The organism is Arthrobacter sp. StoSoilB13 (assembly GCF_019977255.1).
Classification (GTDB): Bacteria; Actinomycetota; Actinomycetes; order Actinomycetales; family Micrococcaceae; genus Arthrobacter.
The window spans coordinates 704,947-719,918 of sequence record NZ_AP024648.1 but is presented as its reverse complement, the minus strand read 5'-3'; the positions used below and the strand labels follow the sequence as shown (position 1 = coordinate 719,918).

18 protein-coding genes are annotated in these 14,972 nt (G+C 62.2%); 14 read left to right on the top strand and 4 right to left on the bottom strand.

Annotation, left to right across the window (positions count from 1 at the left end):
- The first annotated feature begins 7 nt into the window (after positions 1-7).
- The 14 genes from LDP01_RS15585 to LDP01_RS23760 all read left to right on the top strand — a co-directional run bounded on the left by LDP01_RS15585 (position 8) and on the right by LDP01_RS23760 (position 12,398).
- Positions 8-508 carry a very short patch repair endonuclease gene (locus LDP01_RS15585; protein WP_224091275.1) on the top strand — a complete coding sequence of 167 codons (501 nt, stop codon included), beginning with the start codon at positions 8-10 and terminating at the stop codon, positions 506-508.
- A 332-nt stretch (positions 509-840) separates the two neighbouring features.
- Complete coding sequence (locus tag LDP01_RS15580) at positions 841-1,221, top strand: Hpt domain-containing protein (protein WP_224091274.1); 381 nt, start codon at positions 841-843, stop codon at positions 1,219-1,221.
- Positions 1,222-1,310: 89 nt separating this feature from the next.
- Positions 1,311-1,910, top strand: a complete 600-nt coding sequence (locus tag LDP01_RS15575) for a helix-turn-helix domain-containing protein (protein ID WP_223936112.1) — start codon at positions 1,311-1,313, stop codon at positions 1,908-1,910.
- Between the two features lie 163 nt (positions 1,911-2,073).
- A complete protein-coding gene (locus LDP01_RS15570; protein WP_224091272.1) occupies positions 2,074-3,405 on the top strand; it encodes an MFS transporter in 1,332 nt (443 codons plus the stop codon).
- 10 nt (positions 3,406-3,415) lie between these two features.
- A complete protein-coding gene (locus LDP01_RS15565) occupies positions 3,416-4,780 on the top strand; it encodes an FAD-dependent oxidoreductase (protein WP_224091270.1) in 1,365 nt (454 codons plus the stop codon).
- Positions 4,777-6,030 (top strand): CaiB/BaiF CoA transferase family protein, encoded by a 1,254-nt coding sequence (locus LDP01_RS15560; protein ID WP_224091268.1) that lies wholly within the window; start codon positions 4,777-4,779, stop codon positions 6,028-6,030. The genes LDP01_RS15565 and LDP01_RS15560 overlap by 4 nt, the downstream gene beginning before the upstream one ends.
- Entirely contained in the window at positions 6,027-6,833 is an 807-nt protein-coding gene (locus tag LDP01_RS15555; protein ID WP_224091266.1) for an enoyl-CoA hydratase-related protein, read from the top strand. The genes LDP01_RS15560 and LDP01_RS15555 overlap by 4 nt, the downstream gene beginning before the upstream one ends.
- A 38-nt stretch (positions 6,834-6,871) precedes the next feature.
- Positions 6,872-7,837: a dihydrodipicolinate synthase family protein gene (locus tag LDP01_RS15550; protein WP_224091265.1), complete on the top strand. Its 966-nt coding sequence runs from the start codon at positions 6,872-6,874 to the stop codon at positions 7,835-7,837.
- A complete protein-coding gene (locus LDP01_RS15545; protein ID WP_224091263.1) occupies positions 7,837-8,649 on the top strand; it encodes an SDR family oxidoreductase in 813 nt (270 codons plus the stop codon). The genes LDP01_RS15550 and LDP01_RS15545 overlap by 1 nt, the downstream gene beginning before the upstream one ends.
- A 29-nt stretch (positions 8,650-8,678) precedes the next feature.
- On the top strand, positions 8,679-10,157 hold the full coding sequence (locus LDP01_RS15540; RefSeq protein ID WP_224091261.1) for an aldehyde dehydrogenase family protein: 1,479 nt from the start codon (positions 8,679-8,681) through the stop codon (positions 10,155-10,157).
- A gap of 6 nt (positions 10,158-10,163) precedes the next feature.
- The gene (gene fdxA, locus LDP01_RS15535; protein ID WP_224091257.1) at positions 10,164-10,466 is read left to right on the top strand and encodes a ferredoxin; all 303 of its coding nucleotides are present in this window, start codon (positions 10,164-10,166) and stop codon (positions 10,464-10,466) included.
- Positions 10,467-10,551: 85 nt separating this feature from the next.
- On the top strand, positions 10,552-11,469 hold the full coding sequence (locus LDP01_RS15530) for an NADP-dependent oxidoreductase (protein ID WP_224091256.1): 918 nt from the start codon (positions 10,552-10,554) through the stop codon (positions 11,467-11,469).
- A 60-nt stretch (positions 11,470-11,529) separates the two neighbouring features.
- A complete protein-coding gene (locus tag LDP01_RS15525) occupies positions 11,530-11,958 on the top strand; it encodes a RelB antitoxin-like protein (protein WP_224091255.1) in 429 nt (142 codons plus the stop codon).
- 206 nt (positions 11,959-12,164) lie between these two features.
- Positions 12,165-12,398: a hypothetical protein gene (locus tag LDP01_RS23760; protein WP_346658928.1), complete on the top strand. Its 234-nt coding sequence runs from the start codon at positions 12,165-12,167 to the stop codon at positions 12,396-12,398.
- A gap of 33 nt (positions 12,399-12,431) precedes the next feature.
- Here LDP01_RS23760 and LDP01_RS15515 read toward each other — a convergent pair whose 3' ends face one another.
- From LDP01_RS15515 to LDP01_RS15500, 4 genes are all read right to left on the bottom strand, one after another.
- Positions 12,432-12,764 carry a DUF6510 family protein gene (locus tag LDP01_RS15515; protein WP_346658927.1) on the bottom strand — a complete coding sequence of 111 codons (333 nt, stop codon included), beginning with the start codon at positions 12,762-12,764 and terminating at the stop codon, positions 12,432-12,434.
- Positions 12,761-13,498, bottom strand: coding sequence for a ferredoxin reductase (locus tag LDP01_RS15510; RefSeq protein WP_224091251.1), 738 nt, complete (start codon positions 13,496-13,498; stop codon positions 12,761-12,763). Before LDP01_RS15510 ends, LDP01_RS15515 begins: the two co-directional genes overlap by 4 nt.
- Before the next feature lie 10 nt (positions 13,499-13,508).
- Entirely contained in the window at positions 13,509-14,099 is a 591-nt protein-coding gene (locus LDP01_RS15505; protein ID WP_224091249.1) for a molybdopterin-dependent oxidoreductase, read from the bottom strand.
- A gap of 104 nt (positions 14,100-14,203) precedes the next feature.
- The gene (locus tag LDP01_RS15500; RefSeq protein WP_224091247.1) at positions 14,204-14,947 is read right to left on the bottom strand and encodes a response regulator transcription factor; all 744 of its coding nucleotides are present in this window, start codon (positions 14,945-14,947) and stop codon (positions 14,204-14,206) included.
- Positions 14,948-14,972 lie beyond the last annotated feature (25 nt).

Here is a 14,972-nt window from a genome sequence, read left to right as displayed (position 1 = left end):
GGACTGTATGGGCGAGAGCCGGGACTTGCTGACGCCGGAGCAGCGTAGCCGAAACATGTCCAGGATCAAGGGCAAAAACACCAAGCCCGAGTTACTGGTCCGCAAACTCCTGCATGCCAAGGGGTACCGCTACCGGTTGCATGGGCAAGCCGGCGGGACCAAGCTGCCGGGTCGGCCGGATCTGGTGTTCTCCGGCCGTCGTAAGGTCATTTTCGTCAACGGCTGTTTCTGGCACTTCCATGATTGCAAGGCTGGCCTGCACTCCCCCACTGCCAATGCGGCGTTCTGGGAGACCAAGCGCACGCGGACCCGTGAACGCGATCAGATACAGAGGGAACAGCTGCGCGCTGCCGGCTGGGACGTGCTGACGGTGTGGGAGTGCGAGTTGCGGGACAGCTCAGTCCTCGAAGAACGGCTGACGGGGTTCCTGGAGGGGCCGTTGGAGGGCCATTCGCCCTATGGCGCCTTCGGCCCGGCATTCCCGGCGGAACCAGCGGAGTCCGATTGATTAGTGCTGTTGTGTGAACCTTGCTCCCACAACGCATACGCTGACGTTCCACCAATACCCAGCAGCACCGTCAGGCACAACACGATGATGACCATGAGCCCCGCTGAGGGCCGAACATCACCGTTCATGCTGATTTCCAATCCTTTGCCCACGCCTTGATCCCCCACTTCGGCGATTACTCCATTTCCTTTACTTACTTTCAGCGACTTCGATCAAGACTCCCTCTGAGTCCGCTCAAGATTGGATCAAGCTTTCGCTTTCGGGCATTTCGATAGTTCCCCGGGACCTACTGTTGAATCGTGCATCTATTGTTCGGAGGCGGGAGGGGTTTGGTGTCTGAGTATGACGAGTGCACAGACTCACTGGTTGATCCCACCGTCCTCACCGAACTCCAGGCAGAGCTTGGCGGAGACCGGTCCATCGTCACCAGGTTCGTCCGTAACTACATCGATCTCCTGCCGTGGCGGGTTGGCCGCCTGCATCACGCACTGAACAACCTCGACATTGAAGACGCCATGGACGCGGTACTGAGCCTGAAGACTTCAAGCCACATGGTGGGGGCCATCTGCATGCGCCGCTTGGCCACGGAGTTGGAAATCAGCATCAGGCTCCTCCCCAACGCCGGGCACCTTCAGGAACTGAGGGAGCAAGTGCAGACGATCGAGGCCTTCGTATTCGGTACGATTTGCGAACTCCAACCGTCGATCTCGTAAAGATCTTCACGAAAATAAAGAAAACCATTGACTCGCTAAAAATCTTCACTATAGTTGTGTGAGTTAGCTCACCAACGAAGGATGCGGCAATGACTACCGAGACTCCTGCACCGCCAGCCACCAGCGAACTGCTGGCAACTGTGGGGAACAAGGTGCGCACCATGCGCAAGGCAAAGGGCATGACCCTCGCCCAGCTCTCGGACATCACCGGCCTCAGCCAGGCGATCGTCAGCCAAATAGAACGCGGAATGGCCAACCCTTCCTTCACCACCCTCGCCCAATTGGCCCACGGCCTGGATATCCCTGTAGGGAGATTCTTCATTGGCCAGGACCAATCCACCTCACCTGTGGTCCGCAGATCCGAGCGACGCAACCTCAAGAACGTCACCCGTGAATCCGTGGGCGAAGCTGTACATGAATTGCTGACTCCCAACCGCGACGGAAGCATTGAAGCGCAGTGGATCAGCACGCCCCCAGGGCATGACACCAGCGCCACCCCTTTTACCCACAGTGGTGAAGAGTTCTGCTACATCATTTCCGGCCGTAAGGACGTCTATTTGGACGGCGTCTGCTACAGCCTGGAAGAGGGCGACTCGATCACCTACTCCTCAGAAATCCCCCACTGGTACAAAAACAGCTACGAAGAGGTATGCGTAGCCATCTGGGTCAACGCACCACACGCGTGGTAACACTGCCGCCCCTTAACGGCGCCAGCGTTTTCCCTTAACTGTCCGAACACGAACCGTGGCCGCAGACAATCCTTGCCACTTTCGCACGAAGCGCCTCCTCCAACAGGCGTTCCTGCGTCATACCCTCCCACGCCCCCCGGGGCGTCAGCGTAAGGACACTTCCATGCTCAACACCCAAACGACGGACAACGCCGTCCCGTCACCAAGCACCAGCCACTCCTCCCCCACAAAGAACCCAAAGTTCACTCCGCAGGTCCGCAAGGGACTGTTGGGGCTGGGCCTCGGCAACGCCCTTGAATGGTACGACTGGATGGTCTTCGGCCTCCTGTCAGCCTTCATCGGTCCGAACTTCTTCCCCAACACAGAGCCACTCTCCGCCACCCTGAATGCATTGGCCGTGTTCGCCGTCGGGTTCGCCTTCCGCCCCCTTGGCGGCATACTGCTGGGGACGCTCGCAGACCGGATCGGCCGGCGTCGGGTCATGCTGTTGTCCATCATGCTCATGGCCGGCACCACGCTGATCATTGCCATCACGCCCAACTACGCCACCATCGGCGCCTGGGCCGGCATCATCCTACTGGTGTGCCGCATCCTGCAGGGTATTTCCACAGGAATCGAAGCCCCACTCTCCACCTCCCACGCTGTGGAGCTCGCTCCGGAAGGCCGCGAAGGCTACGTTGCCGGCATCATGTCCTTCTACGTGAACATCGGCATCCTCCTGGCCTCGCTGGTGAGTTTCCTCTGCAGCCTTGTCCTCGGCGGCGCAGCCATGGCTGATTGGGGCTGGCGCGTACCGTTCATCATCGGCGCTGCCTTCGGTTTTGTGGTCCTCTACCTTCGCCGCTCCCTGCCGGAGACGCTCAAGGCCGAGGAAATGGCCACGAACACGCCGCGTGCCGTGTGGTCCGGAGTCCGTAAGCACTGGCTCTCCGTCCTTGCCATCATCTTCGTGGTGGGTGCAGCACAGGCCTACAACTACGCCTGGAACGTTGGCCTTCCCACCGCAGCCCGCAGCGGTTTCAAGGAAGATCCCACCGCGGTCTTCGCCCTCACCACCATGCTGGCCGTCATCCTCGTAGTGGGCAGCTGGGTCATCGGCAAGCTGGCCGACGGCAAAGCAATGTCCCGCTGGTTCCTGGTGACCCGCATCCTCGCCATCCCGTCCGTGTTCCTCATGCTGATGTACGTCCAGCCGGGCATTGGCGGATTCGCAGCGGTCCTCCTGGGTGGCTCGATCGTCCTGGTCCTGAACATGACCCTCTACAACGTGGTCAGCTCATCCCTGATGCCCAAGAACATCCGCGGCACCGGCGTTGCGCTGGGCTACGGCATCGGCGTCGCCCTCTTCGGCGGCACTGCCTCCTACCTTCTGGTCTGGTTCCAATCCCTGAACCTCACCTGGGTCTTCCCGGTCTACGTGGCCGTCCTCTCCATCCTCAGCATCGTTTTCTACCTCGCCGCACGCCGCTCCAACGGCATCTTCGTCGGAAAGTAAGGACTCCATCATGAACTCGCTTGAACTCAGCACTACGACGGCGGATCTCACCGCCCCGGTCATCTCACGGTCCGACGTCCTGGTGGTCGGTGGTGGTCCCGCAGGCGTCGCCGCAGCGGTTACCGCTGCCCGCTCGGGAGCCAAGGTCACGTTGCTGGAACGCTACTCATCCTTGGGCGGACTCGCTTCCGGCGGCATGGTCCTGGTTCTTGATGACATGATCAACGGCCAGGAAATCACCGTCACCGGCATCGTCTCCGAATACGTCGAGCGCCTCCAGAAGCTGGGCTTGGCAATCGTCCCGCCCGCCGATGACCGCAAGACCTCCGAGGAACTCTGGAACAAGTGGGGCCGCTTCGGCACCTTCGATTTCCACTCCCACACCAACCCGAAGCCCATCTGCTATGCCGCCGCTTTCGATCCCGACGGCTGGAAGCGCGTCTCCAACGACCTCGTCCGCGAGGCTGGCGTGGACCTCCGCCTGCACTCCTGGTTCTCCCGTCCCATCGTGGACAACGGCGTGATCAAGGGCGTCATCTGCGAAACGAAACTCGGCCCGCAGGCCTTCATGGCCGACGTCGTGATCGACACCACCGGCGACATCGACGTCGCCTCCCGCGCTGGCGCCAGCTATGCCAAGGACAACTACCTCACCACGCTGGTCTTCCGTTTGGGCAACGTGGATACGAACGCGGCCGAAGCCTTCGAACAGGCCAACCCCAAGGAAGCCCGGGCCATCAACCGTAAGATCAAGCGCCTCCTCGGCGGCGCCTGGGAACTGTGGTGGCTCAAGACACCCATCGACGGCGTGGTCTGGTGCAACGCCCCGCACATGTCCGGTTTCGACGGCGTCGATCCCGCCGACATGACTGCCGCGGAGTTCGCAGCCCGGGACCGGATCTCCGAGGCCGTGGAGTACGTCCGCGCGAACCTGCCCGGCTTCGAAAACTGCTACATGCTGGACGTCGCCTCCCAAATGGGTGTCCGCCAGACCCGGCTCCTGCAGGGCGAGTACGTCATGACCAAGGACGACGTCACCCAGCGCCGCCACTTCGCGGACACCGTTGCCCGCGGCCGTGACTACTACTACCCGTACCGCTCACTGCTGCCCAAGGAAGTGGACCAGCTGCTGGTGGCCGGCCGCCACTACTCCGCCACTCCGGAGGCACAGAAAATGTCGCGCGAGATCCCGCCCTGCATGGCAATGGGACAGGCCGTCGGCGTTGCAGCGGCCCTCGCCGTGGAAAACAACGTGTTGGTCCGCGACGTCTCCGCGCTGGATATCCAGCAGGGCATGCGCCGGCATGGTGCTGACCCAGGCGACGTCCCGTCGTCGAACGCTACTGTCGACGCAACCGCAGCGGTGCCGGCATGAGCACCGTAATTCTGGAACAGACAACGGAAAGCACGACGGCGGCACTCGCCGCCGGGGCTCCGGTACCAACGCCACTCCCGCTGGACGGCATCAAAATCGTGGACTTCACACAGGTGTTCATGGGCCCGTCCTGCACCCAACTGCTGGGCGATTACGGTGCGGACATCATCAAGGTGGAACGCCCCGGCGCAGGCGACATTTCCCGAAATTCCTTCCCGGACCAGGACGGCCAGGACAACCCGATCTTCCTGTCCATCAACCGGAACAAGCGCAGCGTCTCTGTGGATACCCGCACTGAGGAAGGGCGCGAGGTGCTGCACCGGCTCATGGCTGATGCGGACGTGGTGGTCAGCAACTTCCGCTCCGGAGTCATGGAACGGATGGGCTTCGGCTACGAGGAGCTGAAAGCTGCGAACCCGGGAATCATCTGGGCCTCGGGCACGGGCTTCGGCCCCGAGGGGCCCTACTCCCACAAGGGCGGCCAGGACGCCATCGCGCAAGCGTATTCCGGAGTGATGTGGCGCCGGGAATCCGATGACACCAAGCCCTCCATCTACCCCACCACCCTGTGCGACTACATCACGGGCATGCACCTCATGCAGGGCATCCTCCTCGCATTGCGCACACGCGAGGCATCGGGAGTGGGCCAGAAGGTGGAGGTGACCATGTACGACTCGATGCTGCATCTGCAGATGCAGGAAGCGTGCATGCAGCTCAACCGCGGCTACGAGGTCAACTGGGGCGCCATGCCGCTGAGCGGTGTCTTCGAAACCACTGACGGGGCCGTGTGCATGGTGGGTGGTTTCACGCCCGATCCCCTGGCCAGGATTTCTGAAGCACTTGGCCTGGACGAGGACCTCACGCAGCGGCCCGAATTCTCCAACCTTGAGCAGCAATTCAAGAACAAGCCGGCATTGCAGGCGATCTTCCGCGAGCGCATCGCCACCAATACCACTGAGTATTGGACACACCGGCTTGAGGAACAGGGGCTGCTGAATGCTCCGGTGCACACCCTGGAACAGGCGTTGGCTGATGCACAAACCGAGGCCAATGGGATGATCGTGGAAGCAGAGCATCCCGCCGTCGGCACGGTCCGTATGCTGAATGCCCCCATCCGGCTTTCCGCCACCCCTCCCACTATTCGCCGCACCGCACCGCGGCTTGGCGAGCACAACGTAGAGGTCCTGCTGGAGAACGGCTTCGACCAAGAGACGATCGAGCGCCTGCAGCAGTTGGGAGTCCTGCGATGACCGCTGTGGTTGAAGCTCCGGTGGATGCCGTCACCCTGACCATCGAAAACCACGTGGCAACTGTGGTCATCGATCGTCAGCACGTCCTCAATGCCGTGGATGCCGCCACCCATGCACGGCTCAACGAGATCTGGGCCCAGCTTGAGCAGGACCCGTCCGTACGTGCGGTTGTCATCACCGGTGCCGGGACCCGCGCCTTCTGCGTTGGTGCTGACATGTCGGCGTCGGCCGTGGACAAGACCGGCCTGGAGTACTGGGCGGGACTGGACCCTAACGGCTTCGGTGGGCTGAGCCTGCGCACCAGCTTGGACATCCCGGTCATCGCCCGAGTCAACGGCTACGCCCTTGGCGGCGGCATGGAAATGGTGCTGGGTGCCGACATCCTGGTGGCTGCCGACACAGCGAAGTTCGGGTTGACGGAACCTCGGGTTGGGCGATTGGCACTCGACGGCGGCATCCACCAGTTGGTGCGGCGGATCCCGTATACCCAGGCCATGGGAATGCTCCTGACGGGCCGAAAGGCAGACGCTGCCGAGATGCAGTCCATGGGGCTGGTCAACGAAGTAGTTCCTGCAGAAGAGCTCGACGCCGCGGTGCAGCGCTGGGTGGACCAGATCCTTGCGTGCGCCCCCACCTCAGTCCGGGCCGTGAAGCAGATGGTCACCCAGACTTCCCACCTGACGGCCAAGGAAGCCCGCGGCCTGCGCCTGCCCGCTCTCATGGCGGCGCTGGACAGCGAAGACTCCGCCGAGGGAGTGCGCGCTTTCCAGGAAAAGCGCGCACCCGTCTGGCCGGGCCGCTAATGCCAGTCATCACTTCGAACGAAGATAAGGAGATACCGATGCAGCCATCAGCTGCGCTCGAATCCCGGGAACATCCAATGCAGCACCCTGAATCTTTGTCTCCAGGCGTTTGGGGGGTTGTTGCCACGCCATTCCAGGGCAGCACGCTGGACGTTGACCTGGACAGTTTGTCCGAGCTCGTGGAGCATTACGAGGCCATCGGTGCCACGGGACTCACCGTGCTGGGAGTCTTCGGCGAAGCAGCCGCACTGACGGCCGGGGAACGCCGGCAAGTGCTGGAGACCGTCGTCGAATGCACCTCGCTGCCGTTGGTGGTGGGCGTGACTGCCCTGGCCACACGGACTGCCATTGAGGAAGTCCGGGCTGCTCAGGATGTTGCCGGAAAACGCCTGGCAGCTGTGATGGTGCAGGCTAACTCGGCCAGGCCCGAGACAGTGATTGCGCACTTGGATGCCATCCACAGGGCTACTGGCGCCAAGGTTGTCCTTCAGGATTATCCGTTGGCAAGTGGCGTCAGCATCCCCACGTCCGCTCTGATCAAGGTGGTGACCTCTTGTGAATTCGTCATAGCCGTCAAGGCCGAAGCACCTCCCACCAGCGTCGCGATCGCGGAGCTGAGTGCCGGCGTCGGGGTTTCAGTCTTTGGTGGCCTGGGCGGACAGGGACTGCTGGATGAACTGATGGCCGGCGCAGCAGGCGCAATGACTGGTTTCTCCTACCCTGAAGCCCTCATAGCTTGCGTGCGGGCGTGGCAGCAGGACGGCTATGAAGCAGCCCGGCGCGAACTGCTCCCTTACCTGCCGCTGATCAACTTTGAGCAGCAGGCGAAGGTGGCGCTGGCTATTCGCAAGGAGTGCCTGCGCGAACGGGGACTCATCAAGGACTCGGGCGTTCGCGCCCCTGCAGCGGGCTTTCCCGAAGCCCTGCGCGGGAGTATGGGCACACATCTTCGCGAGGCAGCGTCAGCCCTTGAAAATGACACGACCCTTGCAAGGAGCCTGTGATGGATCTGGGAATCGCGGGCAAGACCGCTTTGGTTGCCGCCTCCACGGGTGGGCTGGGTCTGGCCGTAGCGCGTGCCCTGGCTGCCGAAGGCGTTCGCGTTGCCATCGTGGGCCGCCGCCGGGACCGTGCAAAGGAGATCGTCGCTGAACTGCAGGCCGCGTACGGAACCGGCTCATTTGGAACGAGCGGTTTCGACGCCGTGGCGATCGAAGCGGACCTCACAACGCCCGAGGGCATCGAATCGGCAGTCGAACAGACGGTCGCTGATTTGGGACCCATCGACATCCTCGTCCTCAACGGCCCTGGCCCCAAACCCGGTGCCGCAGCCACGCTGAGCTCCGATGACATTGCGGCGGCGTTTGATCTCCTGGTCAAACCGCAGCACGCTTTGGTTTCCCACGTGCTTCCCGGGATGCGGGAACGGCGGTGGGGCCGAATCCTGGCTATCGGGTCCAGCGGCGTGACAGCCCCGCTTCCCAACCTCGCGGTCTCCAACACCGGACGTGCTGCCCTGGCTGGCTACCTCAAGACCCTCGCTGCCGAAGTTGCCCTGGACGAGGTCACAGTGAACCTGCTCCTGCCGGGCCGCATCGCAACGGACAGGGTCACGCAACTTGACCATGCCGCCGCCAAGCGACGCGGGACCACGTTGGAAGACATCCAGCTCGAATCCCGCAAGACCATCCCCGCCCGACGCTATGGAGAACCTGCCGAGTTCGGTGCTGCTGCCGCTTTCCTGTGCAGCGCGCCGGCGTCGTACATCACCGGAGTCGCGCTCAGGTGCGACGGCGGATTGATCCGCAGCCTCTAGCCTCCCCTCCCGAAATCCTAAGGAACATCATGACTTCCACAGCAGTTGACGCCCAGGCGATCACCGACCCGCTTACGGTTGCCGCCCAGCACCTCATCAATGGCCAGTGGCTCGGAGACCCGGACACGCAGCGAATGAATCCGGCCCGGCCAGGCGAACTCGCAGCACTCTCACCCAGCGGCACCGTCCAGGACGTGGACGCCGCTATTACCGCGGCCGCCGCGGCCCAGCCGTCATGGGCGGCCCTGCCCGCACCAGCCCGGGGCGCCATCCTCATCGCGGCTGGAAACCTGCTCAACGAGCGCCAACACGCAATCGCCGAGGACCTTGTCCGTGAGGAAGGAAAAACACTCGCGGAGGCAAAGGGGGAGGTCAGGCGTGCCTCGGACGTGCTGCGTTTCTTCGGTTCGCTGGGCTGGGCGGCAACGGGCGAAGTCCTGCCGAGCGGCCTGCCGGACACCACCATCACAACGCGTCGGGAACCGTTGGGCGTGGTGGGACTCATTACCCCGTGGAACTTCCCCATCGCCATTCCGGCATGGAAAACCGCGCCTGCCCTGATCAGCGGCAACGCCGTGGTGATCAAACCGGCCGAGCTCACTCCGTTGTCCACCACCCACCTGGCACGTGCACTGCAGGACGCCGGGCTACCCGCAGGGGTGTTCAACGTGGTGCACGGCAAGGGCCGCGTGGTGGGTGACGCCCTGGCCCGCGATCCCCGCATCGCCGGTTTGTCCTTCACCGGCTCCACCAATGTTGGCCTTGGGCTGCAGGAGATCCTCAATGCCCGGCGCGCCCGGGTCCAACTCGAGATGGGCGGCAAGAACGGTGTTCTGGTGCTGGATGACGCCGACCCCCGCAAAGCTGCGCAGGTAGTCGCCGCCGGTGCATTCGGCCTCACCGGCCAGGCGTGCACAGCAACCTCCCGCGTCTACGTGACACCGGGCATCCGCTCCGCCTTCCTGGACGCCTTGGTTCGGGAGGCCGCCGCCTACACCACCGGTGACGGGCTTGATAGCGAGGTCCGGATGGGTGCCGTAGTGAGCAGGCAGCAATTCGAGCAGGACCAGGCAGCGGTGCGTACCGCCGTCGAACGCGGGGCCACACTCCTGCACGGACAGCACGACGGCGACCCCACCGGCGCGCTGTTCTTCCCGGCGGCGATTCTCACCGGACTGCCGTTCGACGACGCAGCCGTAACCGAAGAGATTTTCGGGCCAGTGGTGACCGTTCTCGAAGTGGCAGACTATGAAACCGGCCTCGCAGCCATCAATGACTCCCGCTACGGGCTCACCGCCGGCATCTGCACCGACTCCCTGGCCCTCGCCACGGACTTCGCAGCCCGCGCGCAGGCAGGTGTAGTGAAGATCAACCGCCCAACTGCCGGGCTGGACCTGAACGTTCCCTTCGGCGGCGTGAAGGATTCCTCCACCAACACCTTCCGCGAGCAAGGCAGGTCCGCCCTGGACTTCTACACCTGGGGCAAGACCGTCTACACCGGTATTTAGTGCGCCATGAGCTACGTGATCGCACAGCCCTGCGTGGATGTGAAGGACAAGGCGTGCATTGACGAGTGCCCGGTGGATTGTATCTACGAAGGTGAACGCTCGCTCTACATCCACCCGTCCGAGTGCGTTGACTGCGGGGCATGCGATCCTGTGTGCCCCGTGGAAGCGATCTACTATGCGGAGGATGTCCCTGACGAATGGGCGGATTACGTCAGGGCGAACGCGGAGTTCTTCGAGGCCGATTTCCGCGAGGACGGGGGCCGCGATCATCCTGTGGTGATGGCGGAGCCGTTGCGGGTGGGCAGTTAGGCGGCGCCGGTTGTGGTGCCGGGTTGTACGGCGCTGTTAAATGTGAATCCGCGGTGTTGGCCAGGATCGAGGACAGGAGCTTTTGATGAAAGCAGTTATTGTGTCGGATCAGTCTGCCGGAATGGCCGGGCTGAGAATGGCCGAACGGCCGCAGCCGGCTGCGGCCATAAATGATGTCATTGTTGAGATTCATGCCTCGGGATTCGTCCCAACCGAGGTGGAATGGCCCTCGACCTGGACTGATAGAGCCGGCCGGGACCGGACACCCTCCATCATTGGGCACGAGGTGGCCGGGGTCGTAACCTCGCTCGGTTATGGGACGACAGGATTGACTGTGGGTCAACGCGTGTTTGGCCTTGCGGACTGGCACCGGGATGGGACCCTGGCGGAGTACGTGGCCATGGAAGCACGTAACCTTGCGCCGCTGCCGGGCGACGTCCCCTTCACAGTTGGCGCGAGCCTGCCCATCTCTGGTCTGACCGCCTGGCAGGGCTTGTTTATCCATGGCCGCATCCAGTCGGGGCAGAGCCTGCTCGTGCACGGCGCCGCTGGGGCAGTCGGAACGATGGTGACACAGCTGGCACGTGAAGCGGGCGCCTACGTCATCGGCACCGGACGAACTGCCGATCGGCAGAAGGCCCTCGACTTTGGAGCGCACGAATTCATCGATCTCGCCAACGACACCTTGCAGGATATCAGCGCAGTTGACCTGGTATTCGATGTCATCGGTGGCGATATCCAGAAGCAGTCAGCGGCCCTGATCCGGCCCGGCGGAACGCTGGTGAGCATCACCGGGCCGGTTGAAGCACGCCCTAAAGATGGTCTGGCAGTGGATTTCGTTGTCGAGTCGGATCGTGCCCAACTGGGTGAGATCGTCCAGCGAATCCGAGACGGACGGCTTCGGACAAACATCGGAAACATCGGGGAATTCGACGACGTGATCAATGCCCTTAATCCGGCCGCACGCCGGAATGGGAAGACGATCATCCAGATGCGTCGGTAGGGGACACGATCCAGACGTTAGAGTTGACGTACATCATGTACATGGCTCATGGTTGTATGTATGAGCACTCCTACACACGAGCGGCGGACTTTCGGTTTCGCCGGCGCCCGCAAGTCCTTCAAGACAATTTTGGATACTAGCGATCGCGGCGGCCTGTCCATCATTGAGCGTGGAGAGAGCTCCGCCTCTGTCGTGAACACCAGCTTGTTCAAGGAATTCTTAGTGAATAACCTTCCGGCAAAAGCGCAGGTCGTCAACGAGGACGGGGCATGGGCCATGTTCCTGCCCGGCTTGCCCCTGGCAGCCGAGGGGACGACGTTGGAAGAAGCGACCATTGATCTAATCGACGCTCTTCGTGAATACGCTGAAGACTGGGAGGACCACCTCCGCATGGCATCAAACCATCGAGGCAACTGGGCTTTAGTACAACTGATTGACTCCTCCACTGATGAGGAACTGGCCGCATGGCTGACCGGTAGCAAGAAGTGAGCCAAAAATATCCCCCAGGCACCCGAGATGATCACGAGACTTTCTGCAGGACGGAGGAATGGCAACCTGTGCCCAACGCCAAGGGCCAGAAGGTCCGTCACCACGCCACCTATGAGCTCGCCTTACATGACGGGAGAATTCTTCGGACTCGCATCTCACGCCCAGTGGACCGGACCGCTTATGGTCCTTCCCTCTGGGGTGAAATTTTGAAGAATCAACTGGACGTCACCCCGGACGAGTTCTGGGGGTGCGTGAAGGACGGTGATCTGCCAGACCGCGGCCTACCCGAAGCGCCGACTACGGCCTTGCCTCTCGAGCTTGTCATACTCCTGACCAAGACAGCCAAGATCCCTGAGGCGACTGTTGCCACCATGAGTAAGGAAGAAGCCGTACAGGCAATGAACGCCTACTGGACCTCAACCGTCACGCCCGGGAAATAGGCCCAAGTCCACGTCTTCGGGATTGGGCAACCCTTATTCTTCGCGGTCGATCTCCAAGTAGCTGAGGCCGCTCAGATCCAGCCAATAACGCGTTGGTGTCTGGACCAATCTCAGCAGGACGCCCTGGCAGTCGCGGCACCGGACCACAATGCCGGGCGCGTCGGTAAAGACCATGGCCTCGCCAAAAGCCCTGACGGAACCGCAATGCCTGCAGCGCCCGAGCGCCGCGATGATGTCGATCCGGAAGACTTCGGACAGGGCGCCGGCAGCGGCGTTGCCGTCCACATACGGAATGGGGTCATGGGATCCTGCTGCAATGTCCGGGTCTTCGGACCCGGGGACGGGGAAGTCATCGGCGCTGGTCACCGGATACCTCCCGTCCCGCCAAACCGCTCGGTCTTGATCGACTCCGGCCGATAACCGGCCATTACAAGCCAGTCCGAAACGGTCTCCACAAAGACTGTCTGGCCGCAAACAAAAACATCCGGTTTCTCCTCTGTTGGGAAGATCTTGCCCAAAAGGCTCTCGGAGGTAAGGCGGCCTGGCGCTGCCGGCCAGCCCTCCGGCGTCGAACGCGTGTAGACATAATCGACCATCAGCTTGGCTGATTCCCGATCCAAACGATGCAGCTCGTCACGGTAGAGCTCAGCTTCCGGAGCCTTGAGGGAATAGAGCAACCGGAAAGGGGCTTCGCTGTCGGATGCCTGATGGGCACGGATCATCGACATCAGCGGCACCACACCCGACCCTCCCCCGATCAGCTGCACCGGGTTCGCGTTGCCCTGCCGCCAGACAAACCAGCCACCCACCGGTCCCCGGATTTCCAACCGGTCTCCGACCGCCAGGTCCCGGACAAGGTAAGGCGACACTTCGCCATCGGGCAGTTCGTCAACGGTGATTTCCAGATGCTCGTCGTCACTTGCCGATGCCACCGAGTAAGACCGGATGGCCGTATACCCGTCCTCGGCGGTGAGGCGGATATCAATGTGTTGGCCGGCCAGATATCCCATCAAACCATCCACGCGCAGCCTAATGGTCCGGGCAGTGGCGTTTTCCGGTTCCCCGCCCACCACTTCAGCGACCCGCCATACAGAACTCACGGCAAAGGCCTCACGAGTACCGCTCCTCGCTCCACGGATTGCCGTGAAGATGGTATCCGTTCGACTCCCAGAAGCCGGGAACGTCTTCCTCAGTCAGTTCCAAACCATGAATCCACTTGGCGCTTTTCCAGAAATACAAGTGCGGCACCAAAAGCCGCGCCGGGCCGCCATGCGCCCGTTCAAGTGGTTCGTGATCGAACTCCCAGGCCACCCAGGCCTTACCGCCCAGGAGGTCCCACAGCGGAACATTGGTTGTGTAGCCGCCGAAGGAATGGGCAGTGGCGAAGTCCCGGGTGGTCTTCACGTTTTCAAAAAGCGTGTCCACTGAGACTCCACGCCACACTGTTCCCAATTTTGACCAACTGGTGACGCAGTGAATGTCTTCGGTGATCTCCTCCTGCGGCAGGGCCATGAATTCATCCCAGGACCACGCCAGCCGCTGGCCATCCTCCGCAGTAATGAAGAACTCCCACTCCTGAACGGGAATGAGCGGGGCGGGTCCAGCGGTCAGAACAGGAAAGTCCTGCGTTTCATGCTGTCCCGGAGGCAACGCAGGGTTCTCGGACCGTCGCCCACGGAAACCGGAAGAAATAATACCCATGATGCACCCTCCGCGATGGAGCTCCACCGGCCAACGACCGTTGATGCCCCAACCATAGGGCAACCTCCGGGCGCGGTCCAGCGGCACAGGGTGGGCAGTGATCCTTAGTTGCCCTGTGCCAGCGGCGCCAGCCGGTATCCAACGCCGCGCACGGTCTCGAGCCAGCGCGGATTCTGGATGCTGTCGCCAAGTTTTTTGCGCAGGTTGCCCATGTGTACTTCAACGGCGCGCTCGTCGGCGTCGCTGACATAACTGCCGACGTCGTAGGGTTCGTTGCGAAGGCGCCGCGCCAGATCTGCTTTTGTCCGCACAATCCGGCCGGTTTCGAGGAGGGCAAGCAGGAGGTCGAACTCGGTGCGGGTCAGCCTCAGTTCCTTGCCGTGCAGGACTGCCGTCCGGGAGCCGGCCGAAACGGCAAGGCCGTTGTGGGTCATTTCGGGGTCTGTTGCTTCCGCGGCGGCTTTGGACTCCGACGACGCGCGGGGCCTTCGCATCATGGCCTCGACACGTGCGCGAAGTTCGCGGGGACGGAAGGGCTTGGTGAGGTAATCGTCACCGCCGGCCTCAAGGCCCATGAGGGTGTCCAGTTCCTCCGCACGGGCAGTGAGCATGATGATGTAGGCGTCCGAGGACTTCCGGATCTGGCGTGCCACCTCGAAACCATCGATGTCGGGCAGCCCCAGATCCAGGGTTATGACGTCTGGATTCAGTTCGCGGGCTGACGTGACGCCCGCGGATCCAGTGGATGCAACATGGACATCAAATCCCGCTTGGGAAAGGACCACACGCACCAATTCGCGAATATCCTGGTCATCTTCAATGACCAGCCCCACACGTACTTCACTCATCGCTGCCCCTCAGCCCCTTCGATAA